At 58.7% G+C, this 23,714-nt stretch carries 23 protein-coding genes and 1 tRNA gene; 8 read left to right on the forward strand and 16 right to left on the reverse strand.

Features of this window, described 5'->3' with window-relative positions:
* The first annotated feature begins 22 nt into the window (after positions 1 to 22).
* Both DTI93_RS03365 and DTI93_RS03370 read left to right on the forward strand, forming a co-directional pair.
* A complete protein-coding gene (locus tag DTI93_RS03365; RefSeq protein ID WP_086431524.1) occupies positions 23 to 568 on the forward strand; it encodes a DedA family protein in 546 nt (181 codons plus the stop codon).
* Between the two features lie 3 nt (positions 569 to 571).
* Positions 572 to 1,636, forward strand: coding sequence for a D-alanine--D-alanine ligase (locus tag DTI93_RS03370; RefSeq protein ID WP_249079645.1), 1,065 nt, complete (start codon positions 572 to 574; stop codon positions 1,634 to 1,636).
* 71 nt (positions 1,637 to 1,707) lie between these two features.
* Here DTI93_RS03370 and DTI93_RS03375 read toward each other — a convergent pair whose 3' ends face one another.
* On the reverse strand, positions 1,708 to 2,166 hold the full coding sequence (locus DTI93_RS03375) for an MlaD family protein (protein ID WP_249079648.1): 459 nt from the start codon (positions 2,164 to 2,166) through the stop codon (positions 1,708 to 1,710).
* A 165-nt stretch (positions 2,167 to 2,331) separates the two neighbouring features.
* On the opposite strand from DTI93_RS03375, the gene DTI93_RS03380 reads away from it, so the two are divergent.
* From DTI93_RS03380 to DTI93_RS03390, 3 genes are all read left to right on the forward strand, one after another.
* Positions 2,332 to 3,192 (forward strand): undecaprenyl-diphosphate phosphatase, encoded by an 861-nt coding sequence (locus DTI93_RS03380; RefSeq protein WP_043559970.1) that lies wholly within the window; start codon positions 2,332 to 2,334, stop codon positions 3,190 to 3,192.
* Positions 3,193 to 3,323: 131 nt separating this feature from the next.
* On the forward strand, positions 3,324 to 4,826 hold the full coding sequence (locus DTI93_RS03385; RefSeq protein ID WP_249079649.1) for an APC family permease: 1,503 nt from the start codon (positions 3,324 to 3,326) through the stop codon (positions 4,824 to 4,826).
* A 114-nt stretch (positions 4,827 to 4,940) separates the two neighbouring features.
* On the forward strand, positions 4,941 to 6,482 hold the full coding sequence (locus DTI93_RS03390; protein ID WP_043559966.1) for an APC family permease: 1,542 nt from the start codon (positions 4,941 to 4,943) through the stop codon (positions 6,480 to 6,482).
* Between the two features lie 58 nt (positions 6,483 to 6,540).
* Here DTI93_RS03390 and DTI93_RS03395 read toward each other — a convergent pair whose 3' ends face one another.
* The gene (locus tag DTI93_RS03395; RefSeq protein WP_081563210.1) at positions 6,541 to 7,746 is read right to left on the reverse strand and encodes a mechanosensitive ion channel family protein; all 1,206 of its coding nucleotides are present in this window, start codon (positions 7,744 to 7,746) and stop codon (positions 6,541 to 6,543) included.
* 182 nt (positions 7,747 to 7,928) lie between these two features.
* Between DTI93_RS03395 and DTI93_RS03400 the strand changes: the two genes are divergently transcribed.
* A tRNA-Met gene (locus DTI93_RS03400) sits at positions 7,929 to 8,003 on the forward strand.
* Between the two features lie 177 nt (positions 8,004 to 8,180).
* Here the strand turns inward: DTI93_RS03400 and DTI93_RS03405 are convergent.
* Together DTI93_RS03405 and prmC are read right to left on the reverse strand one after the other, a co-directional pair.
* Positions 8,181 to 8,639, reverse strand: coding sequence for a DUF4167 domain-containing protein (locus DTI93_RS03405; RefSeq protein WP_043559964.1), 459 nt, complete (start codon positions 8,637 to 8,639; stop codon positions 8,181 to 8,183).
* Positions 8,640 to 8,839: 200 nt separating this feature from the next.
* A complete protein-coding gene (gene prmC, locus DTI93_RS03410) occupies positions 8,840 to 9,679 on the reverse strand; it encodes a peptide chain release factor N(5)-glutamine methyltransferase (protein WP_154981401.1) in 840 nt (279 codons plus the stop codon).
* A gap of 50 nt (positions 9,680 to 9,729) precedes the next feature.
* Here prmC and DTI93_RS03415 point away from each other — a divergent pair, with 50 nt between their 5' ends.
* Positions 9,730 to 10,218 carry a hypothetical protein gene (locus DTI93_RS03415; RefSeq protein WP_081563212.1) on the forward strand — a complete coding sequence of 163 codons (489 nt, stop codon included), beginning with the start codon at positions 9,730 to 9,732 and terminating at the stop codon, positions 10,216 to 10,218.
* Positions 10,219 to 10,239: 21 nt separating this feature from the next.
* Here the strand turns inward: DTI93_RS03415 and prfA are convergent, their stop codons facing one another.
* From prfA to DTI93_RS03445, 6 genes are all read right to left on the reverse strand, one after another.
* Positions 10,240 to 11,313 carry a peptide chain release factor 1 gene (gene prfA, locus DTI93_RS03420; RefSeq protein WP_249079652.1) on the reverse strand — a complete coding sequence of 358 codons (1,074 nt, stop codon included), beginning with the start codon at positions 11,311 to 11,313 and terminating at the stop codon, positions 10,240 to 10,242.
* Positions 11,310 to 12,560 carry a histidine--tRNA ligase gene (gene hisS, locus DTI93_RS03425; protein ID WP_043559956.1) on the reverse strand — a complete coding sequence of 417 codons (1,251 nt, stop codon included), beginning with the start codon at positions 12,558 to 12,560 and terminating at the stop codon, positions 11,310 to 11,312. The genes prfA and hisS overlap by 4 nt, the downstream gene beginning before the upstream one ends.
* On the reverse strand, positions 12,560 to 13,681 hold the full coding sequence (ispG, locus tag DTI93_RS03430; RefSeq protein ID WP_043559955.1) for a flavodoxin-dependent (E)-4-hydroxy-3-methylbut-2-enyl-diphosphate synthase: 1,122 nt from the start codon (positions 13,679 to 13,681) through the stop codon (positions 12,560 to 12,562). Before ispG ends, hisS begins: the two co-directional genes overlap by 1 nt.
* Before the next feature lie 72 nt (positions 13,682 to 13,753).
* Positions 13,754 to 14,926 carry a RodZ domain-containing protein gene (locus DTI93_RS03435; protein WP_249079745.1) on the reverse strand — a complete coding sequence of 391 codons (1,173 nt, stop codon included), beginning with the start codon at positions 14,924 to 14,926 and terminating at the stop codon, positions 13,754 to 13,756.
* 72 nt (positions 14,927 to 14,998) lie between these two features.
* Positions 14,999 to 16,048, reverse strand: coding sequence for a nitronate monooxygenase family protein (locus tag DTI93_RS03440; RefSeq protein WP_043559951.1), 1,050 nt, complete (start codon positions 16,046 to 16,048; stop codon positions 14,999 to 15,001).
* Positions 16,045 to 17,328, reverse strand: coding sequence for an aspartate kinase (locus DTI93_RS03445; protein ID WP_043559949.1), 1,284 nt, complete (start codon positions 17,326 to 17,328; stop codon positions 16,045 to 16,047). Before DTI93_RS03445 ends, DTI93_RS03440 begins: the two co-directional genes overlap by 4 nt.
* Positions 17,329 to 17,455: 127 nt before the next feature.
* Here DTI93_RS03445 and ubiG point away from each other — a divergent pair, with 127 nt between their 5' ends.
* Entirely contained in the window at positions 17,456 to 18,220 is a 765-nt protein-coding gene (gene ubiG / locus DTI93_RS03450; RefSeq protein ID WP_043559948.1) for a bifunctional 2-polyprenyl-6-hydroxyphenol methylase/3-demethylubiquinol 3-O-methyltransferase UbiG, read from the forward strand.
* A 63-nt stretch (positions 18,221 to 18,283) separates the two neighbouring features.
* Here the strand turns inward: ubiG and DTI93_RS03455 are convergent, their stop codons facing one another.
* The 6 genes from DTI93_RS03455 to galU all read right to left on the reverse strand — a co-directional run bounded on the left by DTI93_RS03455 (position 18,284) and on the right by galU (position 23,495).
* On the reverse strand, positions 18,284 to 19,525 hold the full coding sequence (locus DTI93_RS03455; RefSeq protein ID WP_081563215.1) for a lactonase family protein: 1,242 nt from the start codon (positions 19,523 to 19,525) through the stop codon (positions 18,284 to 18,286).
* A 116-nt stretch (positions 19,526 to 19,641) separates the two neighbouring features.
* Positions 19,642 to 20,124, reverse strand: a complete 483-nt coding sequence (locus tag DTI93_RS03460) for a DUF2147 domain-containing protein (protein WP_166651602.1) — start codon at positions 20,122 to 20,124, stop codon at positions 19,642 to 19,644.
* Positions 20,102 to 20,362, reverse strand: coding sequence for a glutaredoxin 3 (gene grxC, locus DTI93_RS03465; protein WP_154981398.1), 261 nt, complete (start codon positions 20,360 to 20,362; stop codon positions 20,102 to 20,104). The genes DTI93_RS03460 and grxC overlap by 23 nt, the downstream gene beginning before the upstream one ends.
* Positions 20,363 to 20,394: 32 nt before the next feature.
* Positions 20,395 to 21,144 (reverse strand): ComF family protein, encoded by a 750-nt coding sequence (locus tag DTI93_RS03470; RefSeq protein WP_249079654.1) that lies wholly within the window; start codon positions 21,142 to 21,144, stop codon positions 20,395 to 20,397.
* Positions 21,145 to 21,201: 57 nt separating this feature from the next.
* Complete coding sequence (pgmG, locus tag DTI93_RS03475; RefSeq protein ID WP_081563218.1) at positions 21,202 to 22,611, reverse strand: phosphoglucomutase/phosphomannomutase PgmG; 1,410 nt, start codon at positions 22,609 to 22,611, stop codon at positions 21,202 to 21,204.
* A gap of 14 nt (positions 22,612 to 22,625) precedes the next feature.
* The gene (gene galU / locus DTI93_RS03480; protein ID WP_043559938.1) at positions 22,626 to 23,495 is read right to left on the reverse strand and encodes a UTP--glucose-1-phosphate uridylyltransferase GalU; all 870 of its coding nucleotides are present in this window, start codon (positions 23,493 to 23,495) and stop codon (positions 22,626 to 22,628) included.
* Positions 23,496 to 23,714 lie beyond the last annotated feature (219 nt).

The following is a 23,714-nucleotide window of genomic DNA, read 5'->3' on the forward strand; positions in this document are numbered from 1 at the left end:
TGTGATCCGTATCAGCGCTATCATGGCGTCCCAGCCTGTCTGGCTGAAAGCCTTTTCTGTCATCCTTGGTACCTTTATCCTGGAAGATGTTGCAACCGTCCTGGCGGCCATTGCGTCCAAAGGAAACCAGATTTCCATCCCTCTGGCACTTGGCAGCCTTTATGCCGGGGTGGCCCTGGGTGACATGGGCCTTTATGCCCTCGGTCTGGCAGGAAGCCGATGGACGTTCCTGCGCCGTTTCCTGACCCTCCCCAGCGAGGAGCAGGCAAAACGGTGGTTCTCCCGCAACATCATAGGGGTTGTGGCCATTTCCCGCTTTGTTCCAGGCAGCCGCCTGCCGCTCTATACGGCCTGCGGTTTCTTCCGTGCGCCCTTTCTGGCCTTCGCCCTGACGGCCATAGGCGCAACGCTGGTCTGGACAAGCCTGCTCTTCCTGCTGGCACTGCATGTTGGCGGGTGGCTTCTGGCGCATCAGGGTGGCTGGCGCTGGGCGGGAATCATCGGCTTCATCCTCTGCATTTTCCTGATGGGACGTTTCATCAGCCACCTGCAACGTAGGAACACATAGTCCATGACAGCACCTTCTTCCCATCACAAGACGCTGTCCCTCTTCGAGTTCTGGCCCGACAGCATTTTCTATACCCCCATCGTCATCTACTGGATTCTCATGGGGTTACGTCATGGAGACCTCAGCATCTCCACGGCTGCCAATCCCCGTATCGAAACAGGTGGCCTCTGTGGCGAGAGCAAAAGCTCCATTCTGGACATGGTCGGCCCCACGGCCCGAGAGGCCATTGCCCCGTATCGGATCATTCATAACGGAGCTGATGCAGCCCGGGATGTGCTGGCCGCCATGAAGGAAATGGGGATCGACTTCCCGGTCGTGCTCAAGCCTGACATCGGCTGTAACGGTACGGGAGTGAGGCTGATCACCTCCCTGGCCATGCTCCACGAGGTGCTGCCACTCTTCCCGGCGGGTGTGGCCCTGATGGTGCAGCAGCTCATCACCTACCCGATGGAAGCAGGCATCTTCTATATCCGTCATCCTGATGAGCCTGTCGGCCGCATCACCTCCCTCACTTACAAGGAGGCCCCTGTCCTGACCGGCAATGGTCGCTCCACACTCAAGGAGCTCATCATGGCCGACCCCCGGATGCGACAGGTGCCACAGCTCTATCTGCCCCGTATCAGTGGCCGTGAAACCGAGATTCTGCCTGCCGGAGAAAAGCTGTCACTGGTTTTTGCCGGAAATCACTGCAAAGGGTCCATCTTCCGGAATGGGAGGCCGGACGTCACTCCGGCGCTCACGGAACGCATCAACGCCATCATGCTGGACATACCGGACTTCCATTTCGGCCGGATCGACCTCAAGATGGCTTCACCAGAAGCTCTGAAGCGTGGGGAAGACTTTCAGATCATCGAGATCAATGGGGTCGGGTCAGAGGCCATCCATATCTGGGACCGGCGCACGACTCTGATAGAAGCCTACCGCACCCAGATCTACCATTACCGGCAGGCCTTCCTCATCGGTGCTGCAAAAAAGAAAGAAGGCTGGAAAAGTTCCGGCATTCTGGGGATGCTCCGCTCCTGGCTGAAGCAGCGGCGCCTGCTGGCGTCCTACCCGACCAACGACTGAGGCAGGCAACAACCGGGCCAGATCCCGCCGGTCCTTTCCCGCCCGGCGGGAGCCCGGCGGGAAAACACAGCCTAAAGCCTGCCCGCACCAAATATGTAATTGCTGATCTGCTGCTCCAGAGACAGCAGGGGGTGGGCATCCAGAATGGTGGCACCAGCCGACAATGTCTGCCCTGCCTTGCCGGGCAGCAGCTGAAGGGCATTGTCCCCGCCAATGGTCGGTGCCGCAATGGCCACAGCCGTATCCTGCGGGAGCTTCAGATCATCCCGTACGGCAAACTGCACGTCCACGATGGCGGTTTCCGGATTCAGCGTGATGGAACGCACACGCCCCACGGTTACACCGCCAAGGTCCACGTCAGCCCCCTCATCCAGACCATTCGCGGAACTGAATGTCGCATGATAGCCTGTCATGTGGCGATCCGGCCCCTCCAGCAGGCCCAGCCCATAGGCAACGAACCCGCCGGCTGCCAGAAGAACACAGCTGCTGGCAATGAATGCTCCGCCACGCCCTTTAAGGATCGCCCACATAGATACCTCGAAATTCACGCCCCAGTCTGCTAGCCTTGCGACCGGAGAAGCTGATTTCATGAAAAACAACAGACCGTTACCGCTACCATAGATGGGACTTTCCCACCAGCATCCGTCACGGCTTTTCCTCAATCTCCCCCACCTCCAGACAGACCATGGTTCCGCATGACAGATCTCCAGGCCTTCATCCTCGCCATCATCCAGGGCATCACGGAACCCTTCCCTGTCAGCAGCCTTGGCCATGCCGTCCTTCTGCCCGGAATCCTTCACTGGTCGCTGGATGAACACAGCCCGACCTTCCTGCCCTTTCTGACCATGCTGCATGTCGGCACGCTGGTGGCTCTGGCGCATGTCTTCTGGGGGGACTGGCGGGCTATCCTGCTCGGCCTCTTCTCCCCCCGCAGAACAGCCAGAACCCGCAACAAGGCGATCCACCTGTGCAGCCTGCTTGTCGTGGCCACAATACCAGCCGTCATCATGGGCGGACTGTTTGAGCATCACCTGCGGCTCGTTTTTGCCAATCCGCTCATGGTGGCAGGATTCCTGACCCTCAACGGCCTGCTGCTCATCCTGACGGAGATCATGCGCCGCCGGGCCCTCCGGCATGAACAGGACAATGCCTACCAGACACAGGAACTCTCCTGGAAAGATGCCCTCATCATCGGCCTCTGGCAATGTCTAGCCCTGTTCCCCGGGCTATCACGCTCCGGTGCCACCATTAATGGTGGGCTGATGCGGGGACTGGACCATCTGACAGCGACACGCTTTTCCCTGCTCATGGCCCAGCCGATCATTCTGGCAGCCACGGCCAAAGAGGCCTGGCAGCTCCGCCATGTTCATCTCTCCAGCAGCATGATCACGCAGTCCCTCATTGGCGCTGTCGTGGCTGGCGTAACGGCCCTCATCTGCTCCCGGCTCCTGCTGCGCTTCTTCCATGATGACAACCGGCACACCCTGACAGGATTCGGCATTTACTGCATCCTTGCCGGCCTTGGCAGCGCCTGCCTTCTCCATTTTCACCCCTGAGCACAGAAAAACTCCGCAAGCATAATTTACAAAGGCTTTCCAAGGAGTCATGAATAAAAACATTCCGGTATCATACCGTTCCAGCCCCGTTATGCAGGAATCGTGACACTCATGCCCCAGCTGACCACGCCATGAACAAGACGCGCCGCAAGACCCTCTCCCAGATACAGTCCGCTGGTGAACAGCATAACTTCAAGCGCAGCCTTGGCGCCACGCAGCTCCTGCTCATGGGCGTGGGGACCGCCATTGGAGCGGGCGTGTACGTCATCACGGGGACGGCGGCAGCAGAGTATGCCGGGCCTTCCGTCCTTCTCTCTTTCCTGATTGCCGCTGCGGCGTGCCTGTTCACGGCACTCTGTTATGGGGAGCTGGCCTCCACCTTCCCTGTCTCCGGGTCAGCCTATGCTTATGCCTATCTCTCCATGGGCGAGAAAATGGCATGGGTGACCGGCTGGCTGCTCATACTGGAATATGGCATTGCCGGTACCGCCGTGGCGGCCGGCTTTTCGGGCTACCTGACATCCCTGCTCAGTGGGTTCGGCATCCATCTTCCGGCTGTCATTTCCCAGACAACCTTTCAGTCCATCCCTCATTCAAGTACCGGCCTGCTGGCCTTTCATCCCAGCTTCAACCTGATCGGCCTGGTTGTCATGCTGTTCATCAGCCTGGTCCTGACCCGTGGGATTGAGGTCGCAGCACGGTTCAACACGGCCTTCGTCAGCATCAAGATCGGCGTGCTGGCACTGTTTGTCGGGGTTGGCCTGTTCTATCTCCATCCTGCCTACTGGCACCCATTCATCCCGCCTTCGGAAGGGAATTTCCATTTCGGCGTGGCTGGCATCTTCCGGGCTGCCTCGATCATCTTCTTTGCCTATGGTGGTTTCGAAACCGTCTCCACCGCAGCGGCAGAAGCCCGCAACCCCACAAGAGATGTGCCCATAGGCATCATCGGCAGTCTCATCATCTGTACGTTGGTTTATGTCACCGTGGCGGCCGTACTGCTGGGCATTGCGCCCTATCAGATGCTGGATGTGCCAGACCCTCTGGCCATCGCAACGGGCCTCATGAATCAGCCGTGGATGGCCTTTCTCATCAATGCAGGGGCCACGGTCGGGCTGTTCTCCGTTCTTATCGGTCTGCTTTATGCAATTTCCCGCATGGTCCACGCCATCAGCCATGACGGACTTCTACCGGGCATCTTCAGCGTCGTGCATCCACGCTTCAGGACACCATGGCTGGCCACGCTGCTGCTGGGCCTCATCCTGGGGCTGATGAGCGCCACCATGCCCATCGCACTGCTGGGGGATCTGCTCTGCATTGGCACCACACTGGCCTTCAGCATCGTCTGCTTCACTGTCATCTGGCAACGCAACAGGGCACCGGAGACACACCGGCCCTTCCAGGTGCCACTCGGAGGAATCCGCATCCGGGGGGTCTGGCTGGGCATCACGCCCATGCTGGGCATTTTCTTCTGCCTCTGCATGATTGTTCCCCTGGGGCTGAACATACTGCACGTCACCCTGCAGGGTAACATCATCCCGCTGGCCTTCTTCATCCTCTATACAGGGCTGGGTTTTGCGACCTATCTGTTCTATGGACGGCATAACTCGACCATGAAGCAGCCTCCATCCTGAAGGGCGCAGGCTGCTGCATGGTTTCCATTTCCGATTACGAGGCGAGGATGGCCGCAGGGGCAACCTGCCCATCCATCAAGTCCGCTGTCTATTTCTGGATGATCCACCCTCTTTATGCGTAAACGTTCCTCCTCCTCCGCCAGGCGTCGTGATCCACGGCGCAAGACCATGAGCCAGATCACGGCAGAAAATGATTCCGTCACGCTCAAAAGAAGTCTGACAGCCACGCAGCTTCTGCTCATGGGGGTCGGAACGACCGTTGGGGCGGGCGTCTATGTCATGACGGGTACGGCGGCGGCTGAATATGCCGGACCTGCCGTGCTGCTCTCCTTCCTTGTAGCGGCGGCAGCCTGTCTCTTCACGGCTTTCTGTTATGGGGAGCTCTCTTCCACCTTCCCGGTATCCGGCTCCTCCTACTCCTATGCCTACATCTCCATGGGAGAACGGGCAGCATGGAATGTCAGCTGGCTGATGCTGCTGGAATACGGCATATCCTGCACCGCTGTAGCGGCTGGTCTTTCGGGCTACATGAACTCCCTGCTGGGCATTTTCAACATCCATCTGCCAGTCTGGCTGACACAGACAAGCCTTCAGCCGGTGCCCGGCTCCGAAGGAACAGCGCTGACAGCCGGATTCCGGCTGGACCTGATCGGCTTCATCTCCGTGTTGCTGGTAACCGCCCTGCTGGCCCGTGGTGTTGAAGAATCCGCCCGCTTCAACTCTCTCGTTGTCGCCCTGAAAATTGGTGTCCTGTTCCTCTTCCTCATCATCGGTGTCAGTTACATCACCCCGGCCAACTGGTTCCCCTTCATTCCACCGGCCCAGGCCCATTTCCACTTTGGTGTGGCTGGCATCTTCCGGGCAGCCTCCATCATATTCTTTGCCTATGGAGGGTTCGAAGCCGTTTCCACTGCTTCATCAGAGGCCCGCAATCCAACACGTGACATTCCCATCGGCATCATTGGCAGCCTGCTGATCTGCACGCTGATCTATGTTGCCGTAGCAGCCGTACTGCTGGGAATCGTGCCCTACAGCAAGCTGAATGTGGCTGACCCCCTGGCCGTTGCCACACAGGCCATGGGCAAACCGTGGCTGGCCCTGCTGGTGAATGGCGGCGCCACCATCGGCCTTTCTTCCGTCCTGCTGGGCCTGATGTATGGTCAGTCCCGCATCCTGCTGACCACCGGGCGGGACGGGCTCATCCCGTCCGTCTTTAGCAGGATCCACAAGCGCTACCGCACACCAGCCCGTGGGACATTCATCATGGGGGCCATCATTGCCCTGATGACAGCCACCCTGCCCATCGACATCATCAGCGATCTCGTTTCCCTCGGGACAGCACTGGCCTTCGCCATGGTCTGCTTTACGGTCATCTGGCAGCGCAATTATGCTGCCGATACCCGGCGCCCCTTCAGCGTGCCACTGGGAGGAATCCGTATCCGGGGATTCTGGATTGGCCTTACGCCTGTTCTGGGGATCATTTTCTGCCTGATCATGATCCTGCCACTGATCTTCAACATGATCCACGCCCTGCTGGGCGGCAATCCTGTTCCCGTCATTCTGCTGGTCACCTACTTCCTGATCGGTGCGCTGACCTATCGCTTCTACGGGTATCACAACTCCCGCATGGCCAATCCGTCAGCCTCAGCAGAATAATACCGCCCCCATCAGTCCTGACTTGCCCGAGACTGATGGGGGACCCTCCTTCGCCACACTATCTGCGCCCATCGGCCCTGCTACCGGGCCCCATGTAACTGCCCGGTGGCGGGCGATGTACTGGAGGAGACAAAAGGGTATCCGGGTCTGTCACATCCAGTTTTGCCCCTGTTTCCGGCGAAACGAACGCAACACGCCGCCGTGGCAGCGCCTGCGGGAACTCCGCCCGGATGCGGGCAATGGCTTTTTCCCGAATGTCACAACGCAGATCCCAGCTCTGCATGGCATTGCGGGCACTGGCAATGACACGGACCGACATGGCCTGATCTGTGCAGTCCGACACCTGGGCATCGAACACCTTGCCATCCCAGAGCGGGCAGCTTCGCACGATCTCCCTCAGCATATCCCGGATTTCATCCATTGGGGCATCATAATCAAGCCAGAGAAACACGACGCCGGTTATGGCGGCCGAGTTGTGCGTCCAATTTTCAAAGCGATTTTCAAGAAAATAGGAAATGGGCACGATATGGCGTCGCCAGTCCCAGACACGCAGCACGACATACGTTGCCGTGATTTCCTCCACCCAACACCAGTCACCATTGATGACGACCAGATCCTCCATCCGGATGGGCTGGGTGATGGCGATCTGCACCCCCGCTATCAGGTTCGTCAGAAGTCCCCGCGCCGAGAGACCGACAATCAGCGAGGCCGCTCCGGCAGAAGCAAAAAGGGACACACCATACTGTTTGACAGACGGAAAAAGCATCAGGGCCGAAGCAACCGTCACAAGGCCAATGAGAATCTCTCCAAGCCGCCGCAGCACCTTGATCTGTGTCTGATGAGCACGGGCCATGATGTCATCCGCATAATCCAACCGTGCCAGACGATTCAGATATGCCTCTGACATCAGGCGGAACATGCTGATGAGAGAAAAGCCGAAAACCAGAATCAGCAGAAAGAAAAAGAACAGCCTGAGATTCTGCTCCTCCTCATATGAAAAGCCCGTGGCCGCTGGCAGCGCTGCCAGAAGGACCAGCAATGTAACCATGACCTGCATGGGCCGACGCAACACGCTGACGGTGTTGCGGATCATCGCCCCGCTGCGTGTACCAGGAATACGCAGGATCAGCGCACTCGCCCCATGTCCGGCATAAAACGCTGTCAGACCAACGATCACGAGCATCAGGATCGATACGATCGCAGGTGGCAACCAGGAAAGCGCATTGCTGAACGCAAAGAGGATGTTTGTGAAATGCTGGGACAAAAGGAAAAGCCCTCTGACTGAAGGTGTAACAGGCTGTCAGCGAAAAATGACAGCCTCGCCTCAGGAAGTGAATAGAAAAGAACAAAAAAACATGATGATAGCCCACCTCCCTGTTGACTTCCTCATCTGCCTGCCATAAAAGCACCTTCATCGGAAGGCAGATGCCTCCTGAAGGACATGATGGCGGCGTAGCTCAGCGGTAGAGCAGGGGAATCATAATCCCTTGGTCGGCGGTTCAAATCCGTCCGCCGCTACCATCTTCCCTTCTCCCATCCCCTGAAAATTTGCTGAATGAGCCGTTGCGGATGCCGTGCATCTGGTGCTGGCAGGTATCTTCCCCATAATTTCAGAACACTGACAGCCTCATAAAAAGAAAGCAGGTTGACCTGAGCCAACCCGCCCTCTCTTGGTGCCGTACGGTCGGGAAAGTGGCCTCAGTCCTCGCTGTCCTGCTCGGCCTCTTCATCACGCTTTTCAGCACGACGACGACGCTCGGACGGACGACGCTCACTCGCCGGGGCCGGAGCTGCCGCCTCGTCCTCATGCTCCTGACGTTCCCGGCGCTCCTGACGTGTCTGCTCATAATTGCGCTGCCGTTCGGCACGCTCCTGCTGGGCCGCCTGAGCTGCCTGATTCATGGCATTGAGCATACGGAAATAATGCTCGGCATGCTGGAAATAGGCTTCCGCCTGCACCCGGTCCCCGGTACCGGTGGCATCACGACCCAGCTGAAGATATTTTTCGAACAGCTGCTGGGCAGTGCCACGAATGCGCAGATCAGGCCCGTTGCTCTCAAAAACATGGTTCCGGTTCAGAGGAATCTGACCATTATTGCCACGGGATGCTCCTCCACCGCCGCCTGAACGATGATGACGGTTCCTCATTCGCTTCATATTTTCAAACCTGCAATCTTGTCACAATGGCGCCTTCAGCAGCCAATCTGCCGTTTCTTCCCATATTGTCCGAAGAAACATCACTCCCAGAGGAAACGACACTTTACCGCCTGACCGACAGCCATCACCGTAACGCTGTCCATCCCCTGTATCTTCCTGCGGCAATCTATCAGGCATCAGCCCATAAGCCAACTGCTTTCCTAAGAAAAGGCAAGCACCAGGGCACGCTCCACACCTCCCAGGTCCTTCCGGCACTCCAGCACCGCAAGTCCTTCCGCTTCGGCCAGTTCTGTGACAGCATCTGCCTGTCCCATCCCCAGCTCCAGCACGGCACACCCGTTCGGCATAAGCAGATGTGGCAGGCTCCGGCACAGGATGCGATAGGCCACCAAGCCATCATCTCCCCCATCCAGAGCCCGATGCGGTTCATATGCCGCAACATCAGGCATCAGATGGGCCATGTCCGCATGTTCAATATAGGGAGGATTGGACAAAACGACATCAAAACGCCCTCCCACCGCAGCAGCCCAGTCTCCCGCCATAAAAGCCACCCGGTCCGACAGGCCATTGCGGCCTGCATTCCGTCGGGCAAGGGCGGCGGCGGCGGGAGCAATATCCACACCCAACCCCCAGGCTCGTGGATATTCACTCAGAGCAGACAGAAGCAGGCAGCCTGTGCCCGTTCCAAGGTCAAGAATGGATCTGACAGACTGACGATCCGGCTTATGGTCCAGCAGCGCTTCCAGCAGGGTCTCACTATCGCCCCGGGGGATCAATGTCTCCGGCGAGACATGAAAATCCAGTGTCCAGAAGCCCTGCTCCCCGGTAATGAAGGCAACCGGCTCCCGCTGGCTGCGGCGCTGAATGGCACGCTGGAAGCGGTCCACACCCTCGGCCGGAATCTCGTCATGCTGCATCAGCTCCATCCGGGTCCACCCGCAGGCCCAGCAGAGCAGCAAGCGAGCCTCGAATGCTGCCTCTTCAATCCCGGCCTGAAAAAGCCTCTCCCCGGCCTGCTGCAAAAGGTCTATTTTACGCATGAATTTCATTCCCTGACCTGTCGCCTCCCATCATCCAGGAAAACCAGACGATGACCATAGCCCGTTTCCTGCGCTCCCTGCCTGTTTCACTCTGCCTCGGCATCCTGATGCTGCCAGCCGCAAAGGGTGAAACTGTCGGGCCCATGCCGGATGGACCAACGGGGGGCAGTTTCACCGTTCATGACGGACGTGCGCCCGATGAGGTGTCAGAGTCGACACGCCTCTATCTCAATGGTCATCTGGCAGCGATATTCCACCTTGACCTCGCCCATGCTGATGATAGTGCCGTGATCCCTCTGCCTCTGGGCCGTGTTGATATTCCCTATACTCTTTGCGGCACCGTTACCGTCATGCATGATGGCAAGGCCGAAACACGGGACGTGAGTGGAGATGGTGTCCTCCATAATCCGGACGGCCATTATTTCGAAGCCGTGGGTAGCGAAAATTTCCGAGATTTCTTCCTGATGGATGAAAACGATCCGGCTGCTACCGATCACCACAACGGCAACTCCTCCCGCTGCCTCTCCTCCAACAGCTGATCACCCTGCCCAGGGGACTTGTCAGGAACTGCCGATTTCCGCCGCCAGCAGGGCCATCTGCTCATGGTGGGTCAGGGTGCTGACAATCTCGTCAAACTCGCCACCCATGACCTGATCAATCTTGTACAGAGTAAGATTGATGCGGTGATCTGTCACCCGCCCCTGGGGGAAGTTGTAGGTTCTTATCCGTTCAGACCGGTCTCCTGTACCAACCTGGGATCTACGGTCGGCTGCCCTGCTGTCATGCGCCTTCTGCCGTTCCGCCTCATACAGGCGGGCCCGCAGAATCTGCATGGCCTTGGCCTTGTTGCGGTGCTGACTTTTTTCTTCCTGCATGGCCACGACAACACCTGTCGGCAGATGCGTGATACGGACAGCACTCTCCGTCTTGTTCACATGCTGTCCCCCTGCACCGGAGGCCCGGAACACATCAATCCGCAGGTCTTCTTCATTCACCTGCACATCAACCTCTTCCGCTTCCGGCAGCACAGCAACGGTAACGGTAGATGTATGGATGCGTCCCTGGCTTTCTGTCGCCGGGACACGCTGGACACGATGCACGCCGGACTCATATTTGAAACGGGCAAACACGCCTCGCCCTGTAATGGTGGCCATGCCCTCCCGGATGCCAGAAAGCTCACTTTCCGTCAGGGACATGACCTCGAAACGCCAGCCATTGCTCTCGGCAAACCGACGATAGGCCTCGAAGAGTTCTGCCGCAAACAGCGCTGCTTCATCCCCACCGGCAGCGGGGCGGACCTCCAGAATGGCGCTCCGTTCATCAGCATCATCCCGAGGCAGAAGCGCCAGCTGCATGGCCTGCTCCAGAGCGGGCATCACGGCCTCGACCTCTTCCAGCTCAAGCTGGGCAAGCTCCTTCATCTCCGGGTCCTGCACCAGAGCCTGCGCCTCTTTCTGACGCTTCTGAGCAGCCTGCCACGCCCGGATGGCTGCCACAGGTTTTTCCATGGCAGCATAGTCCCGGGAAAGACGGGCAAACTCGTCTCCACTGGCCTCACCGGAGGCCATCATTGCCTGCATTTCCTCAAAGCGGGCAATGATCTGCTCCAGCTTATGCTCCATAGCCGCACTCATGAGGCTCGGGCACGCTCCAGGATAACAAGGATGTCCGTCACGGGCACTTCTTCCTGTTCCCGTGATGCCAGATGACGCAGCTGCACGACATCCCGTGCCAGATCATCATCCCCCAAGAAGAGCGCATGTGTCGCCCCGGACTGCACAACACGGTCCATGCGTTTCTTCATGTTGCCCCGTGTCTCGATCGAGACAGCCAGACCACCATCCCGCAACGCCCGGGAAATGGAAGCGGCCTTGAGCAGGGCAGCTTCCCCCATCGGCAGGATGGCCACATCACTGACCTCCTCAGCCGGAGCATCAATCAGAGCGGCGAGACGTTCAACACCAGCGGCCCAGCCGATGCAGGGCACGGCAGGGCCGCCCATTTCTTCAACCAGCCCCTCATACCGGCCACCGGCCAGAACGGTCCCCTGCGCACCAAGCTTGTCCGTAACAAACTCGAATACGGTATGGCTGTAATAATCCAGCCCACGAACAATTCGGGGATTCTCCACGAAAGAGACGCCGAAAGCCTCCAGACCAGCCTTCAGCTCCTCCCAGAATGTACGGGATTCCTCATTGAGATAGTCATCAAAAGCTGGCGCATCGGCCAGAAGGGCCCTGTCCTGCTCTGCCTTGCTGTCCAGAATCCGCAGCGGGTTGATTTCAAGCCGTGACCGACTGTCCTCGGAAAGGCGATCCTCATGCTGGCGGAAATAGGCCACCAGAGCCTCCCGCCATGCCATGCGGCTGGCCTTGTCACCCAGCGTGTTCAGCTCCAGACGCAGATCATCCGCCAGACCAAGCGAGACCAGAAAGTCCCGGGCCATGGCGATGATCTCGGCATCACGGAAGGCACTTTCCGCACCGATCAGCTCCGCACCGATCTGATGGAACTGACGGAAGCGCCCTTTCTGCGGCCGTTCATAGCGGAACATTGGGCCCGTATAGAAAATCTTCTGTGGCAGGGCCTGTGTCAGCGCATTGGAAACCAGCGCACGAGCCACACCCGCCGTTCCCTCCGGACGCAGGGTCAGACTCTCCCCTCCCCGATCCTCGAACGTATACATTTCCTTGGAAACAACATCCGAGCTTTCCCCCAGAGAGCGGGCAAAAACATGGGTGTCCTCAAAAATGGGGGTGGCCCACTGGCTGAAACCATAACGGCGGAAGACCGTCCTGCCCGTACCAACAACATGCTGGTGGCGACGCATCTCCTCGCCCAGCAGATCCCTCGTCCCCCGTGGCGGCTGAAACCGTGCCATCAGTGCGCTGCCTTCTCGGCCGTTCCGGCCTCAATGGCAGCCACACGGGCTTCCACCAGCTCCACGATATGGTCGATCATGTTCTCAGCCGGCATGGTATGGTCCTGCTTGCCCGCTGCATAGACCATGTGCCGACCAGACCCGCCACCTGTCACACCGATGTCCGTCATCAGCGCCTCACCAGGCCCGTTAACCACACAACCGATGATGGAAAGTGTCAGCGGTGTCTTGATGTGCTGAAGACGGTCCTCCAGCGTCTGGACCGTATCCACCACATTGAAACCCTGACGGGCACAGGACGGACAGGAAATGATCTTCACACCACGGTGACGCAGGCCGAGCGATTTGAGAATGTCCCAGCCCACCAGCACCTCTTCTTCTGGAGGAGCAGAGAGGGAAACGCGCATCGTGTCACCTACACCAGCCCAGAGCAGATTGCCCAGCCCGAGGGCAGACTTCACCGTCCCCGCCCGCTTGGAGCCAGCCTCCGTAATGCCGATATGCAGCGGATGGTCACAGCATTCTGCCAGCTGCTTGTAGGCCGCCACGGCCATGAAAACGTCAGAAGCCTTCACGCTGATCTTGAATTCATGGAAGTCATGATCTTCCAGAATCTTCGCATGTTCCAGCGCACTTTCCACCAGTGCTTCCGGCTTCGGCTCGCCATATTTCTCCAGCAGATGCCGCTCCAGAGACCCAGCATTGACGCCAATACGGATGGAGCAGCCATGATCACGCGCTGCCTTGACGACCTCACGCACACGATCGGCACTGCCAATGTTACCCGGATTGATGCGCAGGCAGGCCGCACCGGCCGCCGCTGCCTCGATAGCCCGTTTGTAATGGAAGTGAATGTCCGCCACGATCGGCGCATTGACTTCTTCCACAATGGTTTTCAGGGCCTTCGTGCTGGCCTCATCGGGACAGGATACACGGACGATATCCACACCGGCCATTTCGGCCTTGCGGATCTGAGCAATCGTTCCTTCGATATCCGTTGTCAGCGTGTTGGTCATGGTCTGCACCGAAACAGGTGCATCGCCACCAACGGCAACATTACCAACATAGATCTTCCGTGATTTACGGCGTTCAATATGCTGATAGGGACGTAAACTGCTCATCAATAACCTCTCCGGGTCCTGACTGGACTGACCCATGATAAACGTGACCGCCTCATGGACGGTCACAGAATTTTATTGGCTGCGCTTGTCCGCCGGTCCCGGCACCTCACCGGCCCCGGTGGCCAGGGAACCGTAACCATAATGGCCCTGCTCCACAGATGCTGCATCGACCGTCACGTTACGGACAACCCTGCCACGCAGCCCTAGGGGAGCGCTTACAACATTCCCCGCCTGAAAAACAACACCCCCGGCATTGCCGCTCGTCACACGATAGGTTTCACCAGCAGTCCCCTGCCAGCTCTCTCCCTTCTTCAGCACACGAACCAGCAGAACCTTGCCAGAGGCATCCGTAACCTGCACCCAGCTGTCTTCCCGGGCCAGTATTGCAACTCTGTCAACTGCTTCCTGACTCGGAGCAGGAGCCTGCTGCGCTGGCGTCGGCTGCGGGGACTGGGCCTTCGATGTCTCCATGGCAGACGGGGCATTCCCCGTCACACTGTCACCAGAAGACGAACCGGCCGGGTGATCACCCTCATTGTGAAGCACCTCATTACCCGCTGCATCAACAGTAGAAGGCATGGCCGTAGCAGAAGGAGAAACAGCCTCCGGCGCTGGCGGCAGATCAGGCGTATCTTTCGGAGTATCCCCTGCCCCCGTGGCCGCCCCCTGGGTACCAGAAGACAGAACCGGTGCTGTGGGCTGCGCCGTGGCAGACTGCCCGGCTGCTGGAGACGGAACAGTCGGCTGTGTGGCAACAGGCGGTACCGCAGCCGCTGGCGTTTCACCAGTCTCTGCCAGATGGGACGGCAGAACGGACGAAGCCAGCTGCCCATGGGAAGAGAAGTGATACCACCCGGCATATCCCCCGGCGATCACCACCAGACCAACAGCCAACAACACCCAGAGACCGGCTGAACGTCCTTCCTGAGGGCCGGGAAGAACCAGATGGACGCTCTGACGTGGCGGCGCAAGAGACGACAGCTCCTGCCTGGCCTGCTGCATGAACTCCTCGCTCTCCATCCCCAGAAGACGGGCATAGCTCTTGATGAAACCAAGGGCATAGACCTTGTCTGGCAGCTCGGCATAACGCCCGCCTTCAATGGCCTGAAGTGTTGCGAGCCTTACCTTCAGGTAAGCCTCGACATCCTCAAGCCTCCAGCCCAACTCCTTGCGTCGGGCCATCAGGCGAGCTCCCAGAGTGGCCGATGACTGACCGGCCATATTCTGCCCTGCTTTATCGTCCATCACGTCACCCCTCTTCCTCATCTGACCAGAGCTCCAGTCCGAACACAGCGCTGTCTGTCCAGTATCCTGCCGTTACCGTGCAACCGCCGCATGGAGGCGCTTCTCACGCTTCTGGAGGGCTTCTACAGCCTGATCCACCAGCGTGGTGATGATATCCGCTACCGGGCGGATCTCCTTGACCATGCCGACAGACTGCCCGGCCATCATGGATCCGTTTTCCACGTCACCTTCAATGACGGCCCGGCGCAGAGCCCCAGCCCAGAAATGTTCGATTTCCAGCTGGGCAGCTTCCCGCTCGATCTCTCCTTTGCGGAAACGCTCGATCACATCCGCCTGATGGGTCATGAAATGGCGCGTAGCTGCATTGGCCAAGCCACGCACGGGAATGACAGGAAAGCGCTCATCCAGCTGCACGGACATCACGGCATCACGGGCATTACCCCGACGGAAGGCCTCCTTGAAACGCTCATGGGCGATGCTTTCCCGGGAGGCTGCAAACACTGTCCCGAACTGGCCACCGGCTGCCCCCTGCTCCAGATAGGACAGGACGGCATCACCACGGCCAAGGCCACCCGCAACGAAAACGGGCACTTCCGTGATGTTGGGCAGGATTTCCTGCGCCAGAACATTCAGGGAAACCGGGCCGACATGACCGCCCGCCTCGGATCCCTCAATGACCAGAGCCTCAATCCCCAGCTTCACGAGCCGCTTGCCCAGAGCCAGCGCCGGAGCAAACCCCATGACCCTGGCGCCGCCATCCCGCACCCGGCGGATGGTCGCACCGGTCGGAACACCACCAGCCAGCACGACGTGGGTCACCTTGTGGGCCAGACAGACATCCACCAGCGCATCCAGCTTCGGATGCATGGTGATGAGATTGACGCCAAAAGGCTTGTCTGTCAGCGCCTGCGTGGCAACGATCTCTTCCTCAAGCCGCTCCGGCTCCATCGCACCGCAGGCAATCACACCAAAGCCGCCTGCGTTGGAAATGGCCGATACCAGATTCCGTTCACTGACCCAGGACATGGCCCCGCCCAGAATGGCATACCGACTGCCCAGGAAATCACATCCCGGTTTCCAGAGCTGGTCCAGCGTCTCGCGTGCGTTTGCTTCCCCGCTCATGCCTGTGCTCCCTCGGAGGCATCAAGCCCATAGGCGGTGTGCAGCGCCCGCATGGCCAGCTCCATATATTCTGCATCGATCAGAACGGAAATCTTGATCTCGCTGGTGGAAATGACCTGAATGTTGATCCCTTTCTCGGCGAGTGTCCGGAACATGGTGGTGGCCACGCCCGTATTGGACCGCATCCCCACGCCGACCACGCTGATCTTCACGACATTCTGGGATGTGCTCAACCCGCCAAAACCGATCTCGGCACGCATTGCCTCCAAAATCTGGCAGGCCCGGCTCTCATCCCCCTTGCTGACCGTGAAAGTCATGTTCGTGCTGCGATCCGCACCGATGCTCTGGACGATCATGTCCACATTCAGCCCTGCAGCGGAAAGAGGTTCGAAGATTCTTGCCGCAATGCCCGGCTCGTCAGGTACCTGTCGGATGGTGATCTTCGCATCATCCATGGAATACGCAATACCGGTCACCAGCTTCTTTTCCACGCTTTCGTCCTCATCCACTACAATGGTTCCGCTGCTGTCATCCGTCTCCACAAAAGAGGACAGGACACGCACATGCACCTTTTCCCGCATGGCCAGCCCCACGCTGCGGGTCTGGAGAACCTTGGCACCTACGGATGCCAGCTCCAGCATTTCCTCATAAGTGATCCGCTCGAGACGGCGGGCCTGCTTAACAATCCTTGGGTCGGTCGTGTAAATGCCATCCACATCCGTATAGATGTCACACTGGTCCGCCCTGATGGCAGCCGCCAGCGCAACGGCGGACGTATCGGAGCCACCACGGCCCAGTGTTGCAATACGGCCTCTGGCATCCACTCCCTGGAACCCGGCGATCACGGGCACGATACCTTCATCCATGCATTCCCGCAGGGCACGCCCATCTACATCCTCGATGGCGGCGCAGCCATGGGCTTCATCCGTCAGCAAGGGAATCTGCCACCCCTGGAAAGAACGGGCCGGCACACCCAGCGCCCCCAAAGCAATGGCAAGCAGACCGCTCGTCACCTGCTCGCCAGACGCCACAACAGCGTCATATTCCGCCGGATCAGCCTGTGCATCCAGCGAGCGGCAATAATCCACCATCTGGTTGGTCACGCCCGACATGGCAGAGACGACAACCGCAATGCGCTGTCCTCTGGCTCTCTCCTTCCGGACCTTCTCAGCCACGATGCGGATGCGCTCCAGATCCTTGACGGACGTCCCGCCAAATTTCATCACGACCGTGCGGGGCGCAGACCGTGTTACATCATCCGAACAGTCGTGTATGGACATCGGGGAGAAAGCTCCAACAATAAGGCTAGCATCACATAAATATCCGTTCCACATAGCTCTCCTGCCCTTTCGCGTCTAGCCACAACATGGCAGAAAAGCACCATGAAAGCCGGGAGGACCGCCAAGAATGTCTGTTTCATCACCATCATCATCCAACGGAGCAGGTAACGGAACATCATCTGTTATCAATGATGAAATAATTCAGTTCAGTGCACTGGCCAAAGACTGGTGGAACCCGAAAGGACCCATGGCCCCGCTCCATGCCATGAACCCTCTGCGCACCTCCTGGATTGTCCGGCATCTGCCTGCCTCGCTTTTCCATCTCCCCGAACTGCCAACCCTGCTGGATATTGGCTGCGGTGCCGGACTGGCGAGTGAGCGCTTCGCCACGCTTGGTTTTGATACTCTGGGCGTTGATGCCAGCGAAGACGGCATACAGGCCGCCCGGGCACACGTCGCCCTTCACCCCCTGCCGCCGCAGGCCGCCCCCCTGCACTATCTATGCAGCAGTGCCGAAACCCTTCTTGAGGAAGGTCGGCAATTTGACGTGATCTCTGCCCTGGAGATCATTGAACATGTACGGGACCCGCAAGTCTTTCTCTCCCTGCTATCAGGCCTGGCAAAGCCGGGCGGGTATGTCGCCATTTCCACCATGGACCGCAGTCTGCGCTCATTCCTCATGGCCAAGCTGGGGGCGGAATATGTGCTGCGCCTTCTCCCTGTCGGTACCCATGACTGGAAAAAATTCATCCGTCCGACAGAACTGGACAGCATGGCCCGGCAGGTCGGGCTACGCCTGCTGGACCTCAAGGGGCTGTCCTTCCGGCCGCCACACTGGCAGGAGAGCCACGATACCAGCATCAATTACATCGCCCTCTTCCAGAAAGACTGACACTACCAAAAGAAAAGGCGCCACAAACAGGCGCCTTTTCTACTTCACGAGGGAAGAGACCTCTCAGGAATCCGCCACCATGAAGGCAAACGTCGTCGGGCTGCCGACGGCGGTAAAGTGGTTCATGAAGACAGGCTTGCCGGTCTCACGATCCACACGGAAAGCCGTGACGGAGTCAGAGCGCTGGTTGGCACAGAACAGGAATGAGCCGCTCGGGTCGAACATCATGGCACGGCCATAGTCGGCATGCATCCAGACCTCATCCTCCAGCGTCAGCGTGCCATCCATGCCAACGGAGAAGACCGCCAGGGAGTCACCCAGACGGTTGGAAACATAGACAAACCGCCCGCTCTCAGCGATCAGGATTTCCGCAGCCAGCGTGGACCCGCGGAAGTGGGAGGTCACGGTGCTGACGGACTGAATCTGCGTGATGGCGCCTGTCTGCGGATCAAACTTGGACACCACGACCTTGGAGTTCTGCTCACAGAGGTTGTACAGCACACGACCCGAATGATCGAACACGAAGTGACGGGGGGCAGAACCCGGTTCCATGTCGTAGAACGGCTTCTGTGCCGGGATGAGCTTGCCTGTGGCCAGGTCCAGCTTCCAGACATAGACACGGTCCAGCCCGGCATCATCCACCAGAACGAACGCACCGCTCGGATCGGTCGCAATCATGTGCGGATGGGCACTGGAATGATCGGAAACGGCAAAATTGCCTTCCGGATTGTCTGCCGCCCGTTCCGGCTGCTTCGGCCCGCTGTTGTGGACCACATCCGTGGCCTTGCCCAGTGACCCATCAGCATGGATGGGCAGGACAGCCACACTGCCACCCATGTAATTGGCAACGAGCAGATACTTCCCGGATGGATGGACACTCAGATGGGCCGGGACAGCACCACCGGAGCTGACAGTGTTGATCTTGGCCAGTGTCCCATTGCGGGTATCCACGGAGAATGCCGTCACAGAGCCACTGCCAGCCTTGTCGTAATCATTGATCTCGCTGAGAGCGTACAGGAACTTCCGGTTGCGGCTCAACGTAATGAAGGATGGGCTGGGAATGTCCATGAACGTGGCAACCGGTGTCAGAAACCCGGTATCACGGTCCATCTCGAAGACAGAGATTCCCTTGCCGTTACCAGCTCCCCCCGGAGGACCATGCTCCGTATAACCACCAACAAAGCACAGGATACGGGGCAACGGCCCCTTCTGGGCCTGGGCTGCCCGCAGAGGCGACAGGGCCGTGGCGGCCCCTAATCCAGCAAGCGCCAGAGTAAACCGGCGCCGGGAAAGACTCTGTGACATAACGTATTACTCTCCTTCAACTTTGCCCCTACGGGAAGAACGGGCCAACGCTACCAAAAAAGGCCTCTCTCCATAAGAGCCATTCATCATAGGAAGAAAAATGACTGGAAAATCAATCAGTTTATCTTCATGCGGCACTGCCTGCCGATCACCGGGGCCGCAATGCGGCTCCATGTCTGCGTTTCACCAAACAGACTCAGCCCTACATAGCCACGCAGCTTGAGAGTATCTCCCTTCCCCTGCCACATGATCGCCTGGTAGGTCCGCCCGCTCCTCGGGTCCAGAATCGTCCCATGCCACTGTCCATTCTTGCGGCGCTTCATGTTGCTGATGATCTCGAGCCCACATTCCGAACGTCCCCAGACATCCTTTTCCGGCTCGGCCTCCGTATAATCCATGCCCACCAGCCAGCCGCAGAGACGGCTGGCATCCGACGGACAGGGCGCAATACTGAAAATGCCGTCTTTTTCCTCTACCAGCCATGTCCCGACCAGACTGGATGCCGCCTGAGCCTGCGCACGGGATACCGTGACCATCACACCCCCAGCAAGAACAAGAACAGCGGCGAACAACGCCCTAGCCGCGGCCCAGCAAGGCATCAAGCTGTCCATCCTGCTCCAGCTGCATGAGCTCACTGCACCCTCCTACCGCTTTGCCGCCAATGAAAATCTGCGGCACTGTCGTCCCTCCTCCTGAACGTTCCCGGGCTATTTCCCGCTCCGCAGAACCACGAGGGGCATGGATTTCCTCAAAGGGAACATCCTTGGACTGAAGCAGGCTGATGGCCCGGACACAGTAAGGGCACCCTGGCTGCGTGTAGATTTCAACTTTTGGCATGTAACAATCCTTTCTGGTCTCAAAGCCGGATGTCATGCCAGTGTCACCCGGGCTGCCACAAGAATATCCACGGAAAGGCAGCCATGCTCAAGCAATGCTTTTACACAGACCTCTGCCGTAGCCCCTGTTGTCAGGATATCATCAACCAGCACGACCCGGCGCCCACGCAGCAAACTCCAGTAACGGGGCCGCAGCGTGACAGCTCCCGCCATCTGCCTCCGCCTCCCCTGCCGGGAGAGCCCTGCGAGAGATGCAGTCCTGAACCGCCGTTGCAGCGCATCTGGATAGCAGGCAAGCCCTCCCCGTCGGGCAAGGGCCATGGCCATCAGGGCCGCCTGATTATATCCACGCTGCCACAAACGCCCACGATGCACAGGAACAGGCACAAGCACCACATCCGGTCCTATCAGGTCCCCCCCTGCCCGGGCCATGAAATGGGCCAGAGCTGCAGCATGTTCTGTCCGGCTTCCATATTTCAGTCCCATGACAAGGCTACGGGCCTGTCCTTCATACAGAAAAGCCGCCCGTGCCCTGTGCCATGGCGGTGGAGACCTTTCACAGTCTGCACAAAGCATCCCACGCTCGGCCATCTCCTCCTGCGTGATGGGCAGGGCACAGGCATCACAGAAGGGAGAATGGACAAACCGGAGCCCAGCAAAACAGCGCCCACACAGAAAGCCACCACCCGACGCCACTTCCTCCCCGCATGAAACGCAATTGGGCGGAATGAGCCAGTCCAGCACATTCCGCCCAAGCCATTTACTTCTGCAAAGCCAGTCCACCTTTTCTCAGAGCACCGCCATCCTCAGAAACGAGATGGCGGTGCTTCCCCCGAGGTCTCAGTGTCCGGCAGCGGCAGCGTCAAAATCCGGCGCCTGAAGCCCAGAGGCCTCCAGCTGACTGACAAACGCCTTCTTCAGGCGGGCCAGCCCCTCATGAGACTGCGCCTCAATACGCCCGACAAGAACCGCCTGCGTATTGGAAGCACGAAGCAGCCACCAGCCATCAGGCGTATTCACACGCACGCCATCCACGGAAGACACATCAGCCCCTTCCTTCTTCAGGCGCTCGGCCACTTCCTTGATGACATCAAACTTGCGGGTGTCATCGCAAGGGAAGCGCAGCTCCGGCGTGTTGACCATCTGTGGCAGGGCCTCCCGCATGTCTGCCAGAGTGCCGGGCAGACGGGCGACGATCCCAAGAACACGGATCGCCCCATAGAGGGCATCATCGAATCCATACCACTTATCGGCAAAAAAGATATGCCCGGACATCTCACCCGCCAGAGGAGACGACGTCTCGGCCATCTTGCTCTTGATGAGGGAGTGCCCGGTCCGCCACATCAGAGGCTCACCACCAGCCTTGCCGACTTCATCAAACAGCACCTGACTGGCCTTGACGTCTGCAATGATGGTCGCTCCCGGGTGTTTCTTCAGCACGTCACGGGCCAGCAGAACGAGAATCTGATCCCCCCAGAGAATCTCTCCCTTGCCATCCACGACGCCAACCCGGTCGGCATCGCCATCAAAGGCCACGCCAATATCCGCTTTTTTCTCACGGACGGTCCTGATCAGATCCTGCAGGTTCCCCTCGACGGTCGGGTCTGGATGATGATTCGGAAAGGTTCCATCAATTTCAGGGTACAGGACCGTATGCTCACCAGGCAGCTCCTTCACCAGGCGGGTCAGCACCTCACCAGCAGCGGAGTTGCCATTGTCCCACACGACCTTCAGCGGCCGCTCCCCGTCATAATCCTTGAGAAGACGCTCAATATAGGCTTCAGAAGGATCAATCGTCTCGACCTTCCCTTCTGCCTTGGGCACGACGTCACCCGCTGCGGCCAGACGGCCAACCTCACGGATCTGCTCGCCAAAAAACGGCTTGCCCTTCAGCATCATCTTGAAGCCGTTATGATCCGGTGGATTGTGGCTGCCCGTCACCATGATGGCACCGTCAGACTCCCCCGTGACAGCCGCATAATACAGCATCGGGGTCGGCCCACGCCCGACACGGCGCACCGTCACACCGGAATCCACGGCACCACGGACCAGTGCCTCCTCCAGTTCCGGCGATGACAGGCGGCCATCATAGCCCACCGTCACCACGCTCCCACCGTCCCGGCGGATCATGCTCGCAAAAACACGGCCCAGCGCATAGGCATCCTCGGCATGAAGGGTTTTCCCCACAATGCCGCGAATATCGTATTCCCGCAGGCTGGTCGGCTCAAAATGATGCTTGAATCCCGTCATGAGCTCACATCCTCTCAGGCATATTTCTTCAGGAAGGCACGCACGTCATCTTCCAGGTCTTCACGCTGGAGCGCCAGAGCAACCTGAGCCTCGAGGAAGCCCAGCTTGCTGCCACAGTCAAACCGCGTGCCTTCATAACGCAGACCATGGAACGGCACCTTGCCGATCATCTCGGCCATGGCATCCGTCAGCTGCACTTCACCACCCACGCCGGTTTTCAGAGCGGACAGTGGCTTGAGCACGTCAGCTGTCAGGACATACCGGCCAATGATGGCAAGATTGGAAGGAGCATCTGCCGGAGCGGGCTTTTCAACCAGTCCCTTGACCTCCACCTTGCGCCCATCATCCTCGCCAATTTTCAGAATACCGTAGCGGTCCGTCCACTCCCGGGGGACCTCATCCACAGCAACCACATTTCCCCCTGTCTGATGGTAGACATCAGCCAGCTGGGCCACACAGCTGCGCCCACCCTGGACGATGTCATCCGGCAGAAGAATGGCGAACGGGTCATTCCCGATGAAGTTGCGGGCGCACCAGATGGCATGACCAAGCCCCAGAGGATTCTGCTGGCGCACAGCCACCAGTGAACCAGCCTCCACACTGCTGCTTTCCAGAGCCTTGATGGCGGACGTCTTTTTCCGCTCTTTCAGGGTACTTTCAAGCTCGTAGGCAATATCAAAATAATCAATCAGATTGTCCTTGCCACGGGCCGTAACCAGACAGAACTCCTCAATGCCGGCAGCACGGGCCTCATCGATGGCATACTGGATAAGCGGCTTGTCCACGACGGGCAGCATCTCTTTCGGCATGGCCTTCGTCGCTGGCAGGAAGCGTGTCCCCAGACCTGCAACAGGCAGAACGGCTTTTTTCAATGGCTTGATCATCTCGGCTCTCTCTCGGTCTGTCTGCCCTGCCTTCCATCATCCGACAGAGCACTCATCCATCAATCTCGGCACAAGGCGGCTGCTCACAGGTAAACAGGCCGCCACGCAAGATGTAACCTAAAGTACATCTTCGATACAGGGGCCATCCCGATGCCAACAATCAGTTTTTCATGAAAAAGACGTAACACGGTGGAACCCATGTTACAGACCATATCCTCA

Origin of the sequence: Parasaccharibacter sp. TMW 2.1884, from assembly GCF_023337695.1 — a bacterium.
Classification (GTDB): Bacteria; Pseudomonadota; Alphaproteobacteria; order Acetobacterales; family Acetobacteraceae; genus Bombella; species Bombella apis.